An 18,632-nucleotide genomic window follows, 5' to 3' on the forward strand; every position below is an offset into this window, starting at 1 on the left:
AGCCCGTTCGTTAGAACGAGAAATCGTCGTCACGGTCGACCAACTCGGAGTTTTTGTTCTCAGCCGACTACGGGCGGCTCAGGAAGGCGACCTTCCGAGAGGCCGGGGCGGAAGGTAGCGAGGCTGAAGTTGGTGATCTTGGTGCCGCTCTGGATGGTGCGGACTTCGGGGGTCTGTTAGGCGTTCCCGGCGACGATGATGATTTTCTGCATGATAAGCTTCTGTGTGTCTTGTCTTAGGGACCGTCCCTTCGACAAGACCCATAAAACGCTCGTCGGGTAACGCGTGCACGGTGGACGGAACGGACGCCGGAAACCCTCTGAGGTTGGGGATGGAGCGGGCAGGAGGCCAAAGGCAACCAACACGGCCCGGACTGACGCGATGCTTCGCGCAAGAGACCGAACGGGATTAGCGGATCGTGCTTCGAAGGAGTAGCCCAGAAGGCAGAGAGACGCAGGGAGCCCACACCAGAGCATGTCGCCCCGTTCATCTGGACAGTTTGCCCCAAGCCGCACGCGACGACCCCAGCGCTCACCTCAAGATTCTCACGCCGCCTAGCGCTTTCGCCGTGCGAACGGTGCATGTGTTTCCCGAGACGGACAGCAGATACTTGGTCAGTCGCACGCAATACACAATCGCCCAACTTCAACCTTAAGATGCAAGCGGAGCGCATGCTGAAAAGCTGAAGGTCAACGCCAGGTCATGTTGACAAATGGCGGATCCAAAGCCTGATCGACGTGATGTCGACAAAGCCGAGGAAACTCCCTGCGGTCTTATCGTAGCGGGTAGCAACGCGGCGGGCGTTTTTCAGCTTGTTGAAACACCGTTCGACCAGGTCGCGTCGCTGGTAGAGTGAGCGGTCGACCCCGACGCGCATTTTGAGTGATTTCCGCATCGGGATGACAGACAGAACGTCACGGCTTTCCATGGATCTGCGAATGCTGTCAGAGTCATAGCCGCGGTCGGCCAGCAGGACGCTCGGGGTAGGCAGATTGTCGGTCAAGACCATATCGAAGCCAAGACAATCAGAGGTTTGCCCCGCGGTGATTTCGGTCCTCATGGGCAGCCCTGCAGCATTGGCGATGAAGTGGATCTTGGTCGTGAAGCCACCTCTTAAGCGGCCGAACCCCTGTCGCCGAGTCCCCCTTTAGCGCAGGCTGCCTGATGGTGCACGCCAACGACCGTGATGTCGATCATCGGAAGTGCATGCGGCACTGCCTCGCTTTCGTTAAGGGCGTCCATGATCAGTTCACAAAGTCCTGCCAGTGTCCAGCGCCGGAACTGCCGATAGACGCTGGAGCACTTGCCAAACTCTTCCCGCAGGTCTCGCCACCGGGCTCCGGTGCGGGTAATCCAGCAAATCCCATCAACAACGAGGCGGTGGATGCTAGCTGTTCAGTCCCGGCATTTGGCGGATCGAGTTTAGGATGAATCTGTCGGGCTCTGAAGTCCAGATCCTGCAGACGTTGACCTGCCACTGAACTTTCATCCAGCCACGACCGGAGCCCGGTTAGTGTTTACGCCGGTTGGCGCAGGTTGAGCAATCGCCCGGCGCGCGGAGCTTTCATCTCGCGCAGCGGGGCGGGCGATTGCGGTGGTCAGGGTCCGCGCGTAGGCAGCCGGGGTCTGGTAATCCAAGGCCGAATGGGGGCGCTCGGTGTTGTAGTCCGTAGCCCAGGCTGCGATCACGATCCGCGCATGGGCCAGATTGCGGAACATGGTCTCGTTGAGCAGCTCGTCGCGCATCCGGCCGTTGAAGCTTTCGACGAAACCGTTCTGCATCGGCTTGCCCGGCGCGATGTAGTGCCATTCGACCCGGTGCTCGGAACACCACCGCAGGATCGCGTTACTGGTCAGCTCCGTCCCATTATCGCTGACAATCATGCCGGGCTTGCCGCGGCGCTCGATCAGGGCCGTCAGTTCACGCGCGACACGGCGCCCTGAGATCGAGGTGTCCGGGATCGCCGCCAGGCATTCCCGGGTGACGTCGTCGACCACGTTGAGCACGCGGAAGCGCTGGCCGTTGGCGAACTGGTCATGGACGAAATCCAATGACCAACGGGCGTTCGGTCGCGCCTCGACCAGGATCGGTGCCCGCGTTCCGACCGCCTTGCGCCGCGCCTTCCGCTTGCGCACCGTCAGCCCTTCTTCGCGGTAGAGCCGATAGATCCGATTGATCCCCGAGGGCTCGCCCTCGCGGCGCAGCAGCACGAACAGGCGCCGGTAGCCGAACCGCCGACGCTCGTTGGCCAGGTCCCGCAACCGGCCGCGCAGAACCGTGTCCGGCGCGCGCTGAGATCGATAGCGGATCATCGTGCGATCCGCGCCGACGATGTGGCAGGCCCGCCGTTCCGACAGGCCATGCTCAGCCTGAAGATAGGCGACGACTTCGCGCTTCACCGCGGGCCCTACCACTTTTTTGAAACCAGATCCTTCATCGCCGCCAGATCCAGCATCTGTTCGGCCAGAAGCTTCTTCAACTTGGCGTTCTCATCCTCAAGCGCCTTCAGCCGCTTGGCCTCTGATACCGTCATGCCACCGAACTTGGCCTTCCAGTTGTAGAAGGTGCCTTCCGACATGCCGTGCTTGCGGCATAGATCGGCGCACTTCGCGCCGGCCTCATGCTCGGCCAGGATGCCGATGATCTGCTCGTCCGTGAATCTCGTTCGCTTCATTGTCCGTCCTCAGGTTGGGCCGGACTCTAATCGACGGTGGAGGAAAAATCCCGTGGCAGGTCAGCAGCAGCCCGCCGTATCTTTTCTTTCAGTTGAAGCAGGTCGGCTGGCTGATCCCCCCTTGCGGCAGATCTCCCCGAGCGGCGTGCCTTCCTCGCCCTGCTTCAGGATGAACGCCTTCTGCCCCTCAGTGAACTTCGATGCCTTCACGCTTTTCCTAACCTTAATCTCAGTTGTTTGAATTGTTTGCATGCACCCAAACAAGATGCGCAAATATTAATCGAATGAATAAATATTGCGGGCTTCTTCTCAGTTTCGCTTTGAGGAATCGAAGGTAGCTCTGATTGTTGATGTACGAACAATAATGAAAGACCCGCTCACCGGGTCCAATGACTGTAGAGACACAACAGGAGCGCACTATGAACAAGAAGGTTGCACCGGCGTCTTCCCTATCCCGCCGCACGTTGCTGCGTGGTGCTGCGGGCGCCGGGCTTTTGCTGTCCGCCCCCGGCATCCTCGGCCGCGCCTCGGCGCAATCCGGCGACGTGATCAAGCTCGGGGCCCCATTCCACCGCACCGGCATCGGCGCTTCTTACGGCCGCTGGTACGAACGCACCGCCAACGCGGCGGTCAAGCTCATCAACGAGCAGGGCGGGATCAATGGCATGCCCATCGAGATGATCATCGAGGATGACGGCACCGATCCGAAACGCGGAGTCGAGGTGATGGAGAAATTCGCCACCGAGCACAAGGTGGACGCGGTTTTCGGCCATCTCTATTCCCATGTGGTCGCCGCCACCGCACCGCGCGCGGGCGAGCTGAAAATGCCTTATTTCCTGTGCTCCGAAGCCCATACGCTGGCCTCGGGAGCGTTCAACCGCTACTGCTTCCAGCCCTCGATCACCGATGTCAAAAGCCAGGTGAGCTCCATGGCGCCGTGGATTTCCAACAATCTCGGCAAGAAGGTTACCCTGATCTACCCGGATTTCAACTTCGGCTACGATCACCGCGACAACATGACGGCGGCCATCGAGGCGCAGGGCGGCCAGGTGGTGGCCTCTATCGCCATTCCGCCGAGCGAAACCTCTTTCACTCGCTATATGCCGCAAATCCCGTTCAACACCGATGTGATCTATCACGTCATGGTCGGCCCGGCGGTTCTGACCTTTGTGAAAGAACTGGGCGAGCATCTGGGCAGCAAGCGCCCGGAGATTTTCGGTTTCATCGACAGTCTCGAAGCCGTGGACATGGACATCCCGCAGCTCGCTTTCCTCGAAGACACCTATTTCTGGGAGGCGATGCCGCGCTACGCGCAGGCCAATCAGACCGAGTTCGACAAGTTCTTCCGCGAAAAGGTCGGCGTCGATGACAAGGGCGCCTCGGTGGACGATCCGAAAGACATCGCGACCTATGCGCATATGTTCTCCGTCTGGGAGACGCTGTTTGCGATGAAGGCGGCGATGGAGAAGGCCGATTACAAGGGCCAAGCGCAGAAGATCGACTTCCTCGAGGCAATGGAAAGCATTGCAGGCTTCGAAGAATCCAACGAGTTCCCGCAGGGCGACAAGATGTTCAACGGCAAGACCCACCAGTCCTTCGGCCATCAGAACATTTCCAAGGTCAAGGACGGCAAACTCGAAGTCGTCTACCGCACCTCTATCGAGGAAACGCTCTACCCGGACGAGGTCGATTACACGCAGATGTCGTTCTGATCTCAAATCTCACGAGGGCCGGTTTTGACCAGCCCTCGTTCCCCCAGCCATCCTGAAAAAGCCGGACGGGCCACGTCGAAAGCGACGGGCGCGAACCGGGGGAGTACGCATAATGGATATCGCTCCATACCTATTGCTCGCGACGCTTGAGGGCCTGGTGCAAGCCTCGGTCCTGATGTTGACCGCGCTTGGCCTGTCCCTCGTTTTCGGTGTCATGCGGGTCGTCAACGTCGCCCATGGAGAATTCTTCATGGTCGGCGCGCTCGTCGCCTGGCTCTGTGGCGCCTATATTCCCGGCCCGCCCGCCATCGGGTTCATCGCCGGTCTGATCGTCGCGCCGCTTTTTGTCGGGCTGCTGGCCTGGCTCGCCGACTGGGCCGTGCTGAAGCGGATCAATTACAACCCCGAGGGCACAATCGTCTCGACCATCGGGATGCTCTACATCATCCAGCAGTTTGCGCTTCTGACTTACGGGCCGGACGCGCGCGCGGTGGATGCACCGTTCTATCACATCATCCGCACTCCGTGGTTCGGCTATTCCAGCTACAAGCTGTTCATCATCGTTGTAGCTATCGCGCTTGTGGCAGGGCTCTGGTTCATGCTGCGCCGCTCGAAGGTCGGGCTGATCATGCGGGCAACCCAGTTCGACAAGGAAACCGCGCAGAACTTCGGCATTCCGGTCGACAAGGTCTATTCCATTGTCTTCGCCATCGGCGCGATGCTCGCGGCCATCGGCGGGGTGCTGGTGGTGCCGAACCAGCAGGCGCATTACCTGATGGGCACCGACCCGCTTCTGTTGTCCTTTGTCGTCGTCATCGTGGGTGGGCTGGGCTCCATTCCGGGCACCATCGTGGCCGCCGTGCTTATCGGTCTGTCGGACGGTCTGCTCTCTGTCTTCTTCTCTCCGACGCTGGCCAAGATCGTCTCGACGCTTCTGGTAGCCGTCGTGCTGGTGTTCAAGCCGCAGGGCCTGTTCGGCGGCAAAGGAGCGCGGGCATGAGCCTGAACAGCACGGATATTCCCACCAAACCTTCACCTGCGGCGGGCGAGACCTCCGCTCCCGCAGGCCAAAGGAAAGCCTCTTTCATGACTATCCATAACAGCAGGCTTCTGATCCTGTGCCTTGCCACCATTGCCGTGCTCTTTGCCCTGCAATTCCTGCTCAGCGATTATCTCGTGCTGGCGCTGACCCGCATCCTGATCCTGTCGATCTTCGCCATGGGGTATAACATGCTCATGGGCTACACTGGCCTCTTGAGCCTCGGCCATGCGATGTTCTTCGGCTTCGGCCTCTACGCCGCCGGTCTGTCGAGCTATTATTTCGGCACCTCCCTGCCGGTCTCCTTTCTGATCGGCGTGGCCGCGTCCTTGGTGTTTTCCTTCGTCATCGGGCTTCTGGCGCTCCGCACCGAGGGTGTGTCATTCATGATCGTGACGCTGATGTTCGCACAGGCCGCCTATCTCTCCACGCTCTATTTCTCCAAGATCACCGGCGGCGATCAGGGGCTGACCCTGCCGACAACGGCACGTTCCTTTTCCCTGCTGGGGATCGGTTTCGACATGACCAGTGACACGGTGCGTTTCAACCTGTCGCTGGTGATGTTCTCCGCCGTGCTCTTGTTCTTCTTCTTCGTCACTCAGGGCCCCCTCGGGCGGCTGTTCTCGGCGGTGAAGGAAAATGAACCTCGCACGCAGATGCTGGGTTTCGACACCTACCGCGTTCGTCTTGCGGCCTTCACCCTCTCAGGCACGGTCTCGGGCCTTGCGGGGGCGCTTTACGGGCTGATGTTCGGCTATATCGGCTCCGCTTTTGCTGGGTTCCATTACTCGATCGAGGCGCTTCTGTTCACCCTCGTGGGCGGGCCGGGCACGCTTTTGGGGCCGCTTCTGGGCACCGGCGTAATGACCATGCTGATCGACCGTCTGAGCGGCATCACCACGGCCTATCTGATTATCATCGGGGTGATCCTCATCATGGTGAACATGTGGTTCCCCAAAGGTATTCTCGGCACCATTCGTGAAAGGTGGATCCCGTGGCTGAAGTAACCCTTCTCGAAACCCGCGGTCTGTCGCGCCATTTCGATGCGCTCAAGGCGGTAGACGGTGTAGACTTCAAACTCAACAAAGGCGAAATCCGCGCCATCATCGGGCCGAACGGGGCAGGCAAATCGACCTTCGTCAGCCTTCTGTCCGGGCGTATCCCGCCCTCCGCCGGTCAGGTATTTTTCGACGGCGAGGATGTCACCGCGCTTCCGGCACACAAACGGGTTCGTCGCGGCATTGCTTACACGTTCCAGATCACCAACATCTACCCGAGCCTCACCGTGCTCGAGAACATCGAGATCGCGGTGCAAAACCGGCTCAAACCGTCTCTGTTCGGCGGCGCGAGCGAGGCGGAGATCAATGCCGAAGCCATCAAGGCGGCCGAGGCCGTGGGGCTGCGCGATCGTCTGAATGAGACGGCGGGCATTCTGGCCTATGGTCACCAGCGACTTCTGGAAGTTGCGATGGGGCTGGGGCTTCGTCCGAAGCTTCTGATCCTCGATGAACCGACCCAGGGCCTCTCGGACTCGGAGATCGCCAACTTCATTGAGGTGGTGAAACGGGTGAACGAGACCGCCACCGTACTCCTGATCGAGCACAACATGGATGTGGTTCTGGCTCTGGCCGACCGGATCACCGTGCTCGAACGCGGTCAGCTTCTGGCCGAGGGCACGCCCGACGAGATCGTCGACAACGCAGCCGTCCAGGCCGCCTATCTGGGAGAACCGGCATGAGCATGATGTCCGTCAAAGGCTTTGACGCCTTCTATGGCCGCAGCCAGGCACTGCGCAATTTCACCATCGATCTGAAGGGCGGCGAAGTGCTTTGCCTTCTGGGCCGCAATGGCGCGGGCAAGACCACGGCGCTCAAGACCATCATGGGTACGGTGCGCCCGGCGTCGGGGACGCTGACCTTGGACGGCAAGGACCTCACGGGGCTTCCGGCCAAGGACATTCCGCGCGCGGGCATCGGCTATGTGCCGCAGGGGCGGCGTTTGTTCACCGAGCTGACGGTCTGGGAAAACCTCGAAATCGGGCTGATGACACGCAATACCGACATCAGCGCGCTCGATCATGCGCTCGAATTGTTCCCGGTGCTCAAGGAAAGGATGCGTCAGCGCTCCGGCACCTTGTCGGGCGGGGAACAGACCATGCTCGCCATGGCGCGCGCCATGTGCATCAACCCGTCGGTGATCATGCTCGATGAACCGACCGAAGGGCTGATGCCTTCGGCTATCGCAGGCATTCGCGATGCGGTGGTGAAACTGCGCGACGAAGGGGTGGCGGTCCTGCTGGTGGAGCAACGCGTCGATGCGGTGCTCTCCATCGCCAACCGGGTCGCCTTCATGGATCACGGCGAAATCAAAGCCGAATTCGATATCGAAGAGGTCCGGGCCAAACCGGAACTGCTGCACCAATACGTCGGGGTCGGCCGCTGAGCCGTTCCCTTCAGACCAAATCCAACGGGAGCACATCATGAACCAGTACAGCCCAACCGATCTTTCGCCCGATCGCGAAATCATGTCGGAGTCCATCCGCGCGTCCTATGACTTCATCGTCTGTGGCGGCGGCACCGCCGGCAGCGTGGTCGCCCGTCGTCTGGCCGAAGACCCGAACGTGTCGGTTCTTCTGCTCGAAGCGGGCGGCTCCGACCGGGTGCCGCAGGTGATCGACAGCACGCAATGGATGTGGAACATCGGCACCTCGCGCGACTGGGGCTACAAGGCCGCGCCGTCGGACACGGTGAACGGGCGCACGCCGGTCCTGCCGATGGGCAAGGTGCTGGGTGGTGGCTCGTCGATCAACGGCTCGGTCTGGGCGCGTGGTCACATGAACGACTTCAACAACTGGGCGGCAGCTTCCGGCGAAGAGGCGTGGAACTACGAGAACACGCTGGCGATCTATCGCAAGATCGAGGACTGGCAGGGCACGCCCGACGAGAAACGACGCGGCAAGGGCGGGCTTCTGAATATCCTTCAACCCGAAGATCCGATCCCGCTTGTTGCCAGTCTGATCAAGGGCGCCGAAGCCATCGGCATCCCGTTTGTCGATGACATCAACGCCGCGCCGATGGAAGGCGAGGGAGGCTGTGGCCTGCCGAACGTTCTGGTGCAGGACGGCAACCAGCGTGTGTCCATGGCCGCAACCTATCTGCATCCCTACATGGGCCGCCCGAACCTGCACGTCTTGCTCTGCGCCGAGACCACAAAGGTCGAGATCGAAGACGGCAAGGCCACAGGTGTCAGCTTTGTGCGCCGGGGGCGTCAGTACACGGTCAATGCCGACAAGGAGATCATCCTGTCGATGGGGGCGATCAACACTCCGAAGACGCTGATGCTCTCCGGTGTCGGCGATGAAGCCCAGCTCAAACAGTACGGTATCGCCGTGAAACAACACCTGCCGGGCGTCGGCAAGAACTTCCAGGATCACATCCTTCTGGCGGGCTGCTGCTGGGAATACATCACGCCGGAAGCGCCGCGTAACAACGCCGCCGAGTTCGTGTTCTACGCCAAGAGCCGCCCGGACCTTCCGACCCCGGATCTCATGCCGGTGTTGGAGGAATGCCCCTTCGGCTCCGAGGTCACCGGCCCGCAATACGGCCTGCCGTCTGCGCCCGAAACCGCCTGGACGCTGGCGCCGGGTCTGGCGCGCCCGGACAGCCGCGGCGAGGTGAAACTTGCCTCCGCAGACTGGCGCGATGCGCCGATCATCGAAGCGAACTTCCTTTCGACCCAGACCGACATCGACGCGATGCTGAAATGTATCGAGATGTGCCGTGACATCGGCAATTCCGAGTTCTGCGCGCCGTATCGCAAGAAAGAACTGATGCCCGGTCCGCTCCCGAAGGACGAGATGACCAACTTCCTGCGCGACGCGGCAGGAACCTATTTCCACGAGACCTGCACCTGCAAAATGGGCACGGACGAGATGTCTGTCGTGGACGGTCGCCTGAACGTCTACGGCATCAAGGGCCTGCGCATCGCCGATGGCTCGATCATGCCGGAAATCACCACCGGCAACACCATGGCGCCGATTGCCGTGATCGGGGAACGCGCCGCCGGGTTCATCCGTGAGACGTACAACCTGACCGCCGAAGCTTCGGCGTGATCTGAACTGAAGGACAATCAAAATGAACGCACCAGTGCCTGCACTGTCTTCAGCTGCGCAGAGCTTTATCTCTTCCAAGCACGGTCTCTACATCGGCGGGGAATGGGTCAAATCCCTCTCCGAGGAAACCATCGACATCGTCGACCCGGCAACCGGCGGGGTGATCGCTAAATCCGCCGCCGCGGGCTCTGCGGATGTGGACAAAGCGGTTGCCGCCGCCCGCGCCGCGTTCGATTCCGGTCCCTGGGCCGAGATGACCGGCATGCAGCGCGGTCGCCTGATCTCCAAATTCGCCGAGAAACTCGAAGAGCTGGCCGATGAACTGGCGGAAATCGAGGCGATCGACTGCGGCAAGCCGGTGACCTACGCCAAATATGTCGACGTGGGCCTTTCTGCGACGATCTACCACTACTATTCCGGCTGGGCCTCCAAGATCTCCGGCGAAACCGTTGGCGTCTCCATGCCGGGCGATTTCCATGCCTACACCATGCGCGAGCCGGTGGGCGTCGTCGCCGCCATCGCGCCGTGGAACTTCCCGCTGGTGCTGACCGCCTACAAGCTCGCCCCGCTTTTGGCGACGGGCTGCACGGCGATCATCAAGCCGTCGGAACTGACCCCGCTGTCGTCCTTGCGTCTGGCGCAGATCGCCGAGGAAGTCGGCTTCCCGCCGGGTGTGATCAACGTTGTCACCGGTTACGGCGCTGCCGCCGGTCAGGCGCTGGTCGAGCATCCGGGTGTGGACAAGGTGGCCTTCACCGGCTCTGTCGAGACCGGCAAGAAGATCGTGCAGTCCGCCACCGGCAACCTGAAACGTGTGACGCTGGAACTCGGCGGCAAATCCCCGATGATTGTTCTGCCCGATGCGGATCTGGAGAAAACCATTCCGGGGCTGGCGCAGGCGATCTTTTTCCATCAGGGGCAGGTCTGTACCGCTGGCACGCGTCTTTACGTCCACAACTCGATCCACGATCAGGTGCTCGAAGGCATCGCCGAAGCCTCGAAAGGGCTCAAGATCGGTCACGGTCTCGACCCGGAAACCACCATGGGGCCGCTGATTTCTTCGGGTCAGTTGCAAAAGGTCATGGGCTATCTCGACGAGGGCAAAGCCTCCGGTGCAGAGCTGGTTTGTGGCGGCGGTCGTGTGGGCGAATGCGGCTTCTTCATGGAACCGACGGTTCTGGCAGGCACCACCAACGATATGTCCGTCTCATGTCAGGAAATCTTCGGGCCGGTTTTGGCGGCTCAGGGCTATGACGACGACAGCCTCGACGCGATTGCGGCCAAGGCCAACGACTCGATCTTCGGTCTGGCGGCCTCGATCTGGACCCGCGACATCTCGGCGGCGCACAAGTTGGCGAAAAAGGTCAAGGCGGGCTCTGTCTGGATCAACCAGCACAACTTCTACGATCCGGCGCTGCCGTTCGGTGGTTACAAACAATCCGGCTGGGGCCGTGAGGAAGGCTCTGAGGCGATCAAGACCTTCACCGAAGTGAAGGCGGTCTGCGCCGCCCTGTAAGGAGGGGGCTGGTGTCTTGCGGCACGTTTCTCGTCGCAGGGGCCAGCCGCCCGTTCAACCTCTCGAAAGTTAAGGAACATCCCAATGAAACGCATGAGAGTACTCTTGCGCGGCGGTCTTGCCGTGTCTCCAGTCTTCCTCGCGAGTGCGGCCACCGCATTTGACTGTACCCTTGAGAGCGCCCGCGATCTCGGCCTGCCGGGCGTGACGGTCACTGCTGCCGCACCCGCCGAGAGCGGTGCGCCGGCTTGTCTCGTCTCGGGCACTGCCGTCACCTCCGACGACACCGCGCCCGATGGGGAGGCCCGGTTTGAAATTCGTTTGCCGGACGACTGGAACGGGCGGTTTGCCATGTTCGGAAATGGCGGTCTTGCAGGCCGGGTCCGTGCTTCCGCAAATGCCGTCGATGTCGAATACGCCAATGACACGGGCTATGTCACCGCAATGACGGATCTCGGCCATGTCGCCGAAAGCAGCGTCGATGCCCGGTTCGCCCTCAATTCGGACGGAACGCCCAACGAGGCGGCCGTGGCAGATTACTACTATCGCGCCAGCCATGTGATTACCGAAACGGCCAAGGCCATGGCTGAAGCGGCCTATGGCCGCGCACCGGATCATTCCTATCTTACGGGCTGTTCGACGGGTGGGCGTATGGCGCAGGTTGCGGCGACGCGCTACCCGGACGATTTCGACGGGGTGATCTCCGGTGCGCCTTTCATGGACATATCGTCCATGCTCAAGATCCAGCATTTCCAGATCAACCAGTTGCTGAGCCCGGATGCGCAGCTCCTGCCGGCCAAATTGCCAGCGATCGAGGCGGCGGTGCTCGCCTCCTGCGATGCGGTGGACGGTGTCACGGACGGTCTGATACAGGACCCGGCGGCCTGTTCCTTCGAACCCGAGACGCTCGTATGTACGGGGGCCGAAGACGACAGCTGTCTGACTGGCGCACAGGCCAAGGCCTTGCGCGCCTATTTCACGGCGTTGCACACCGATGACGGGCAGCTCGTTTATCCGGGATACGCCCCGGTGCTATTCGATAGCGGGTTCTCGTTGTTTCAGGGCGGAAAAGAACCGGCGCTGGATGTGAACGCGGCCGAGCCCTGGGGCAATGACGGGTTCGACCCGGCGCCGATCGAGTGGTCTTTCTCGGATCATATCGTCCAGTATCTGGTGAAACAGGACCCGACATACAATGTGCGGGAGTTGGGCATTTCGCCCGATGGAACCGTGCCGCGCGCGGTCGTCGAGGAGTTCGTTGCCATGACCGAGGCGGGCAATGGATCGGACCTGACGGCCACCCAGGCGTTCCTCGACAGCGGCAAGAAGATGATCCTCTATCACGGCTGGGGAGATCATGCGCTTTCGCCCTTCCGCACCACGCGTTTCGTCGATGATCTGATCCGTCGCGAAGGCAGCGAAGAGGCGCTGTCTGACAAGGCGCGTCTGTTTATGGTCCCGGGTATGGGGCATTGCCGCGGCGGCGCAGGACCGGACACCTTCAACACGCTGGCTGCACTCGAGGCATGGGTCGAAGAGGGGCGCGCGCCCGACATGCTCACGGCACGGAAATTCGACGACGAAGGTGTTGAGACGCGCGCGATGCCGCTCTGCGCCTATCCGGCGCGCGCCGTTCACGACGGGACGGGCGACGTCAATCTTGCAGAGAGCTGGAGCTGCCAGAACGCCTCTCTGGGGATCGGAAGCGTCGGGATCTCTGCGGGCCTGCTGACCGGAGGAGAACCCACACAATGACCGAGATGCGGCGCGTCATGGCGGCATGCCTTGTTGCTCTGGCCGCCGCAACCTGGCCCTTCGCGGCTCTTGCGCATGAGGCGGCGGGGGGCTTCATCCTGTTGATGCCGACGGAGATCTACATCCTCGGCGCGTCTCTGGCGGTGCTCGCGAGCTTTCTCATTCTGGCCGTGGTGCCCGCCGAGCGTTTTCACAGCCTTTACAAACGCGAGGCAGATCAGACCGTTGATGTGCGGCCGGGTAATGGGCAGGTGATCGTGTCCTGCCTGTCTTTCCTGTTCACGCTGTTCCTGCTCTATGCTGGGCTTGCGGGCAAGGACGATCCGCTGACCAATCCGATCACGCTCGGGGTCTGGACACTGGGCTGGATCGTAATGTCGGCGGTGGCAGCGATCTTTGGCAATCTCTGGCCCTGGCTGAACCCATGGACCGGCATTCTGACCGTTTTGGGGCTTGGGCAGAAGCCGGTGCTCACATTGCCCGCGCAGCTCGGCCACGGCATTGCCATCGCGCAGATGTTCTACCTGATCTGGGTCGATCTGATCTCGATCCATGCGACCGATCCCGAGGCTTTGTTCGTGCATCTGATCTGGTTTCTCGGGCTGAATGGGCTTGGCATGGTCCTTTTCGGCATGGCAGATTGGACGCGTCGGGCGGAGCCGCTTCATGTGCTCTATCACGCCCTGTCCGTGGTCTCGCCCGTCGTGCTTTCCTCCGATGGCTGGCGTCTGGTCCTGCCGGGGGCGGCAGCGCTGATGCGTCCGGTGCTGAGCCTCTCTGCCGCCGGATTCATCATTCTGATGCTGGCGGCCGGGACGTTCGACGGGGTGGTTTCGACCTTCAAATGGCTTGGATTTCTGGGTGTGAACCCGCTCGATTTCCATGGCCGGTCCACCGTGATCGGACCGAACACGCTGGGTTTGATCGTTGGTGTCTGTCTGCTGGCGACCGTTTTCAGTTTCGCCCTCTGGCTGGGAGAGCGCATTGCCCGGACGGATGTGCCGCTGCGCACGCTGATCGGGCGCTTCGCCTATACACTCTTGCCGATTTACGTCGCCTATATGCTGTCGCATTTCGCGACACGGCTGATCATGGACGCGCAATACTTGTGGGTCGTGATCTCCGATCCGCTGGGACACGGCTGGGATCTGTTCGGCACGGCGCACAGCCATGTCACCCAGTCGATGTTCAACACCGAAGCCGGGGTGCATACGCTCTGGGCCTTCCAGACCATCGTCATCACGCTCGGTCATATCGTGGCGGTTCTGATGGCGCATGGGATCGCGCTTGAGACCCACGAAACGCCGCGCAAAGCCGTCCTGTCGCAAATCCCTCTGGCGTTCTTCATGGTGTTCTACACCTCGCTTGGCCTGTGGCTTCTGGCGTCGCCGAGGATTTGAGGCGGAGGGACGAACCACGCGCGCAAACCCCGAGACGGGAGCGAGAGGACAAGGCCGAATATACACCTTAATGGATGGATTTCACGAGAATCTCCGAATTGCGGCACTTTCTCCGTCATAAGACGTATTTGTGTGCAAACAAGTAAGCTTACAACAAGCACAAGGATTCTCACCACGGAATACATCGATTCTATCGACATTGCCGTCATCGGCGCGGGCCTTGGAGGTGCTGTGGTGACCGCGCTCCTGCTGGGCGCGGGTTTTTCCGTTCATGCTTTTGAACAGGCCTCCGATTTCACCCGCGTCGGCGCGGGCATCCATATCGGACCGAACGTGATGAGATTCTTCCGCCAGATCGGTCTGGAAGAGCATCTGTCTCAGATTGGCTCGCATTCCGATTTCTGGTTCTCCCGCGACGGGATGACCGGCGACTACCTCTTGCGCATTCCGCTTGGGGACTATGGTCGCAAGGAATATGGCACGGCCTATATCACCATCCATCTGGGCGACTTGCATGCCGAATAGATCGACATCCTGCCGACAGAGCGGGTGACGCCCGGCTCCGAGGGAATGCGACCTGGAACTAGGCAAAGTCCAGCTGGTCCTGCTGGCCGGCGGGCGTCTCGAAGCGCCGCTCGAACCGGCGCGGAGCCGCAGGGCGAAGAGCCCTGGTCAGGAAGACAACCTGTCGACCGGGTAGGTGCGATGCTCTGTGGCCAGACACTCCTCCGGCTCGCGCGTCCCGTGGACCGGCACCTCAAGCCCGCGCTCGAGGTATTTCCTCACCGTCTTGCGGGCCAGCCCGGTTTGCCGCGCGATCGCGTTGACGCCAAGACCGTTCGTGAGCTTTACCAACGGCCCCCTAGGGTCGGGACTCATAGCCAATAGATGACGGTTGCGGCGAGAGCGATTGCGTAGAGGAAGAGCTTTGGTCACCTGTCGTATCGGGTCGCCACGCGCCGCCAACCCTTAGCCTGCCGAACATGATCTCGATCCGATTGCGCCGTTTGTAGCGGCGCTTGTCGTATTTCACGGCCGTCCTGCGTTGCTTCCGATCCGGCATGTGGGCGCGTATTTCCTTGTCTTTCAGCGCTTCCCGGAGCCAGTCCGCATCATGGCCACGGTCGCCCAGCAGCCAGTCGACCTTTGGCAAACCGCCCAGCAATGCCCGTGCGCCAATGTAGTCGCTGATCTGTCCGGCGGTGACGAAGAGGTCAGGCGGTCGCCTCTTGCTGTCGCAGATGGCGTGCGGCTTGGTGTTCATGCCGCCCTTGGTGCGCCCGATCAGGAGGCCATAGCCCCTTTCTTCGCGGCCAGGCTGGTCGCGGTCCGGTGTGCCTCCAGATATGTCGCGTCGATCATGGCCGTCTTCTTCTCGCCGTGCTCGGCGGCCATGCCAACCACGATGCATGCAAAGACGCCCTTGTCGCTCCATCGCTTCCAGCGGTTATACAGGGTCTTGTGCGGACCGTATTCCGCAGGTGCATCGCGCCACCGCAACCCATTGCGATTGATGAAGATAATCCCGCTCAACACACGCCGGTCATCGACGCGCGGCTTACCGTGGGACTTCGGGAAAAAGGGCTCCAGACACGCCATCTGCGCCTCCGTCAGCCAGAAGAGATCAGACATGTTCACCGCTCGTTTCTCGAACCGTGAATCACCCCATCCAGCGAAAATCAATGGGGCCTGACCCTAGACGGTACCATCGGGCGCGCGATGCGCGAAGCGACGGGAAAAACAGGTAATGTCGCAAACGTTTCTGTTCACCTGTTGGGCTTGATCTGCCGATCATGTCAATCGGTTGGTGAGGAGTATGCGGCGTGATCGAGTCTAGAGTCAGGACGCACAGCCAGTAGATGACCATGGCAGCGAGACCGATGCGGGTGAACCAGGCGGGCCGGTTGAATTGACCCTCCGCGGACCTTCAGAGGAAGAAAGCCCATGCGCAGACGCCACCGAAGCCGCAGTACAGCATTCAAACGCTGGGGCGTCGCCGAGTATCATGGCGGCGAAACACTCAACGCGCTCGGCTGCCGAGCTTATGGCTGAGTACGAAGCCCGGATCGGTGTGGTCAAGCAGCTTGCCGGGCGCTGGACGCTCGCCGAGAAACGGGCCTGCACCCGGGACTGTCGGTCCCGAAGACTCTCGATCCGGCGGGGATGCGAGCTGATGGACGTCGCGAGGTCCAGCCTTTGTGCCGATCCCGGTCCCAAGCCTGAGGACGCTGTCATCGTCGAAGAGTTCCGGACGGATCACTAGTTCGAAGGCTACGGCTGCCGCCGGATCGATGCCGAGCTTCCTCATCGGGGCATGGCCGTGAATTCGCGGGAGGCCCGGCGCCTGATGAAGGAGAAGGGCCTGAACCCGAGGCCGAGGCGGCGCTCCGTCCGTACGACTGACGGCGACCATGGCCGGCCGATAATTCCCCTCACTTACAATGAATCCGAGGTTCACGACCAAGACCAGTTGTGGGGGCCGACCTGACCTACATCCCCATCCGCCGGGGCTTCGCCTATGCGGCGCGGATACTCGACGCCTAGTCGTGGCGCGTCGTTGCGTGTAACGTCGCCCGCAGCATCGACGCCCACCTGGCGGCCAAAAGCGCTCCGCAATGCGATCGCGGAGCGGTGTCCCTAGCCGGCTGCGTGTCGTACACGGACCGCGGATATCAGTACGCGTCGGAACTGCATCGAGGAATTCTTGCAGAAAACAGCGTCTTTGCCTCGATGAGCAGACGCGCGAGGCCGTACGACAACGCGCAAGCCAAGAGCTTCATGAAGACACTGAAGGTAGAGGACGCTTACCTAATGGAGTGTGAGACTTTCGACGACGTCGCCATCGGGTTGCCTCGGTTCATCGAGGCCTGCAACAACTGCCCCAGAAAATGTCGACTCGCAGGGGCGCACTCCACCTCCCGCAGCGACATAGTTCAAACTCGCCATCTGACTTCCCCTGACCGCGCACGGCGCAGAGAGACACCGCCCGAAGTTCAACCTCTAGTCGCTTTGCGCAGCCGGTGCCGCGATGGATGCACAGCAAGACGGCCTGAACCTGCGCAGAACGCAGCGCGTCAAGCGCACGATCAACAGCGATCACGCGAGGAACATCGCTCTTGACCCGGCTCTCGGGACGGCCCGTCGTCGGCCACCCGGCCAATGTTTCGGCCCCCAAGGCGAAGGAACACCCGGTGCGGGTGCGGCGGCCGCCGGGTTTTTAATCTACGCACGGCAGGGCTGAAGGCAGCCGCCCCGGGCGGGAATATCCTACAACAATACGCATGAGTGGCGCACAGGAAACACGCCCGAAGGCCTAGGACGTTGCCGGGAATGGTGAAGACCAGTCCCCTGCCCCGTCACGCTGCACTATGCGCCTTTGAACAGATCCGAGACGCCCTTCACCTGCTCATCGATGACCGCGTGAAACATGGTCGCGAAGGCGTCGGCCTGTGGCGGGCGATCGAAGCGCGGGAAGACGGCGGAGAAGCGGAAGGGAATGTCGGGGGTAAAGGGCCTTACGACGACGTTGGACAGATCCGCGCGCATGATCGAGAAGACATCGGTTACCGATATGCCCAGACCCGACGACACATAGCTTGAAACCGTGTTTGAATAGAGCGTCTGGATCGTGGCGCCCGGGCGCACGCCGGCGCGTTCCATGACCGCCTCGATCTGCATCCGCAGCAGGCTGCTGACCCCCAGAGAGATGAAGGGTTCGCCGTCCAGATCCTCGACCCTGATCTCGTCGCGCCGGGCCAGGGGGTTGGTCTTCGGCAGCAGGCAAACCGCTGAAGACACGGGCATTTCGAGATGTTCGAGGTCCGAGCGTTCCGGCGGCACCCGGCAGAGGCCAAGCGAGAACTCGTCCCTCTGGAGGGCGTCCAGAATATGCACGGAGTTGTCGGAATGGATGAAGAATTTCGTATCCGCATAGCTCTCGCGGAAGCGCCGGATCGCCTCGGGCAGCGCCCCGACGGACAGCGTGGACATGGCCGCGATCCGCAGCTTTTGGCCCTGCTTCTTCTTCAGTTGGTCGGCACTGTCGCGTACCCGTTCGAGCGAGCCCACGTATTTCTCGACTTCGCGGAACAGCTCGATGGCCTCGGCGGTCGGCTGCACGCCGGACCATTTGCGGTTGAACAGCACGAGGTCGAGATCCTGTTCCAGATCGCGCACGAGACGGGTCACCGCAGGCTGGCTGATGTGGAGGATCCGTCCGGCCGCAGTCATGCCGCCGCCGATCATGACGGCCCGGAATGCCAGTATCTGCCGGTGGTTCAGATAGTGCACGGGCGCTCCTGTGGCGGCATACAGTCCATGGATAAGTCAGAACAAAACTGCAGAAGGAGAGCAAGCCCATAATCGGTTGTTATGACCTATGCCCTAATTCGATTCGCCAGCGCTCTACCCTCCTGCCTAGGCTT

At 61.3% G+C, this 18,632-nt stretch carries 14 protein-coding genes and 3 pseudogenes; 12 read left to right on the forward strand and 5 right to left on the reverse strand.

What is annotated here, in order from left to right; genetic code table 11:
- Positions 1 to 700: 700 nt before the first annotated feature.
- Together CDO87_RS23005 and CDO87_RS23010 are read right to left on the reverse strand one after the other, a co-directional pair.
- Positions 701 to 1,383: pseudogene (locus CDO87_RS23005) on the reverse strand (IS5 family transposase); the annotation flags it as partial.
- Positions 1,384 to 1,485: 102 nt separating this feature from the next.
- A protein-coding gene (locus CDO87_RS23010; RefSeq protein ID WP_100927447.1) for an IS3 family transposase occupies positions 1,486 to 2,675 on the reverse strand; the annotation gives its coding sequence in 2 pieces (ribosomal slippage) (positions 1,486 to 2,423 and positions 2,423 to 2,675; 1,191 coding nt in all).
- A gap of 419 nt (positions 2,676 to 3,094) precedes the next feature.
- Between CDO87_RS23010 and CDO87_RS23020 the strand changes: the two genes are divergently transcribed.
- From CDO87_RS23020 to CDO87_RS23065, 10 genes and pseudogenes are all read left to right on the forward strand, one after another.
- Entirely contained in the window at positions 3,095 to 4,387 is a 1,293-nt protein-coding gene (locus tag CDO87_RS23020) for an ABC transporter substrate-binding protein (RefSeq protein WP_100931247.1), read from the forward strand.
- Positions 4,388 to 4,499: 112 nt separating this feature from the next.
- Entirely contained in the window at positions 4,500 to 5,387 is an 888-nt protein-coding gene (locus CDO87_RS23025) for a branched-chain amino acid ABC transporter permease (protein ID WP_100931248.1), read from the forward strand.
- Positions 5,388 to 5,473: 86 nt separating this feature from the next.
- Positions 5,474 to 6,433, forward strand: a complete 960-nt coding sequence (locus tag CDO87_RS23030; protein ID WP_254698473.1) for a branched-chain amino acid ABC transporter permease — start codon at positions 5,474 to 5,476, stop codon at positions 6,431 to 6,433.
- Positions 6,421 to 7,164, forward strand: coding sequence for an ABC transporter ATP-binding protein (locus tag CDO87_RS23035; RefSeq protein ID WP_100931250.1), 744 nt, complete (start codon positions 6,421 to 6,423; stop codon positions 7,162 to 7,164). Before CDO87_RS23030 ends, CDO87_RS23035 begins: the two co-directional genes overlap by 13 nt.
- Positions 7,161 to 7,868, forward strand: coding sequence for an ABC transporter ATP-binding protein (locus CDO87_RS23040; RefSeq protein ID WP_100931251.1), 708 nt, complete (start codon positions 7,161 to 7,163; stop codon positions 7,866 to 7,868). The genes CDO87_RS23035 and CDO87_RS23040 overlap by 4 nt, the downstream gene beginning before the upstream one ends.
- Before the next feature lie 37 nt (positions 7,869 to 7,905).
- A complete protein-coding gene (locus CDO87_RS23045) occupies positions 7,906 to 9,537 on the forward strand; it encodes a GMC family oxidoreductase (protein WP_100931252.1) in 1,632 nt (543 codons plus the stop codon).
- Between the two features lie 22 nt (positions 9,538 to 9,559).
- Positions 9,560 to 11,053, forward strand: a complete 1,494-nt coding sequence (locus CDO87_RS23050; protein WP_198521910.1) for an aldehyde dehydrogenase family protein — start codon at positions 9,560 to 9,562, stop codon at positions 11,051 to 11,053.
- Between the two features lie 84 nt (positions 11,054 to 11,137).
- Entirely contained in the window at positions 11,138 to 12,808 is a 1,671-nt protein-coding gene (locus tag CDO87_RS23055) for a tannase/feruloyl esterase family alpha/beta hydrolase (protein WP_100931254.1), read from the forward strand.
- A complete protein-coding gene (locus CDO87_RS23060; RefSeq protein WP_100931255.1) occupies positions 12,805 to 14,208 on the forward strand; it encodes a hypothetical protein in 1,404 nt (467 codons plus the stop codon). Before CDO87_RS23055 ends, CDO87_RS23060 begins: the two co-directional genes overlap by 4 nt.
- Before the next feature lie 183 nt (positions 14,209 to 14,391).
- Positions 14,392 to 14,727: pseudogene (locus tag CDO87_RS23065) on the forward strand (FAD-dependent monooxygenase); the annotation flags it as partial.
- Between the two features lie 153 nt (positions 14,728 to 14,880).
- Here the strand turns inward: CDO87_RS23065 and CDO87_RS26920 are convergent.
- Together CDO87_RS26920 and CDO87_RS23070 are read right to left on the reverse strand one after the other, a co-directional pair.
- On the reverse strand, positions 14,881 to 15,063 hold the full coding sequence (locus tag CDO87_RS26920) for a hypothetical protein (protein ID WP_157815091.1): 183 nt from the start codon (positions 15,061 to 15,063) through the stop codon (positions 14,881 to 14,883).
- A 77-nt stretch (positions 15,064 to 15,140) separates the two neighbouring features.
- Positions 15,141 to 15,840: pseudogene (locus tag CDO87_RS23070) on the reverse strand (IS5 family transposase).
- Positions 15,841 to 16,252: 412 nt separating this feature from the next.
- Between CDO87_RS23070 and CDO87_RS23075 the strand changes: the two are divergent.
- Together CDO87_RS23075 and CDO87_RS27620 are read left to right on the forward strand one after the other, a co-directional pair.
- A complete protein-coding gene (locus CDO87_RS23075) occupies positions 16,253 to 16,471 on the forward strand; it encodes a hypothetical protein (RefSeq protein ID WP_157815092.1) in 219 nt (72 codons plus the stop codon).
- 51 nt (positions 16,472 to 16,522) lie between these two features.
- On the forward strand, positions 16,523 to 16,696 hold the full coding sequence (locus tag CDO87_RS27620; protein WP_404944755.1) for a hypothetical protein: 174 nt from the start codon (positions 16,523 to 16,525) through the stop codon (positions 16,694 to 16,696).
- Between the two features lie 878 nt (positions 16,697 to 17,574).
- Here the strand turns inward: CDO87_RS27620 and CDO87_RS23085 are convergent.
- Positions 17,575 to 18,498, reverse strand: coding sequence for a LysR family transcriptional regulator (locus tag CDO87_RS23085; protein WP_100931258.1), 924 nt, complete (start codon positions 18,496 to 18,498; stop codon positions 17,575 to 17,577).
- Between the last annotated feature and the right edge of the window lie 134 nt (positions 18,499 to 18,632).

The organism is Sagittula sp. P11, from assembly GCF_002814095.1.
GTDB lineage: Bacteria > Pseudomonadota > Alphaproteobacteria > Rhodobacterales > Rhodobacteraceae > Sagittula.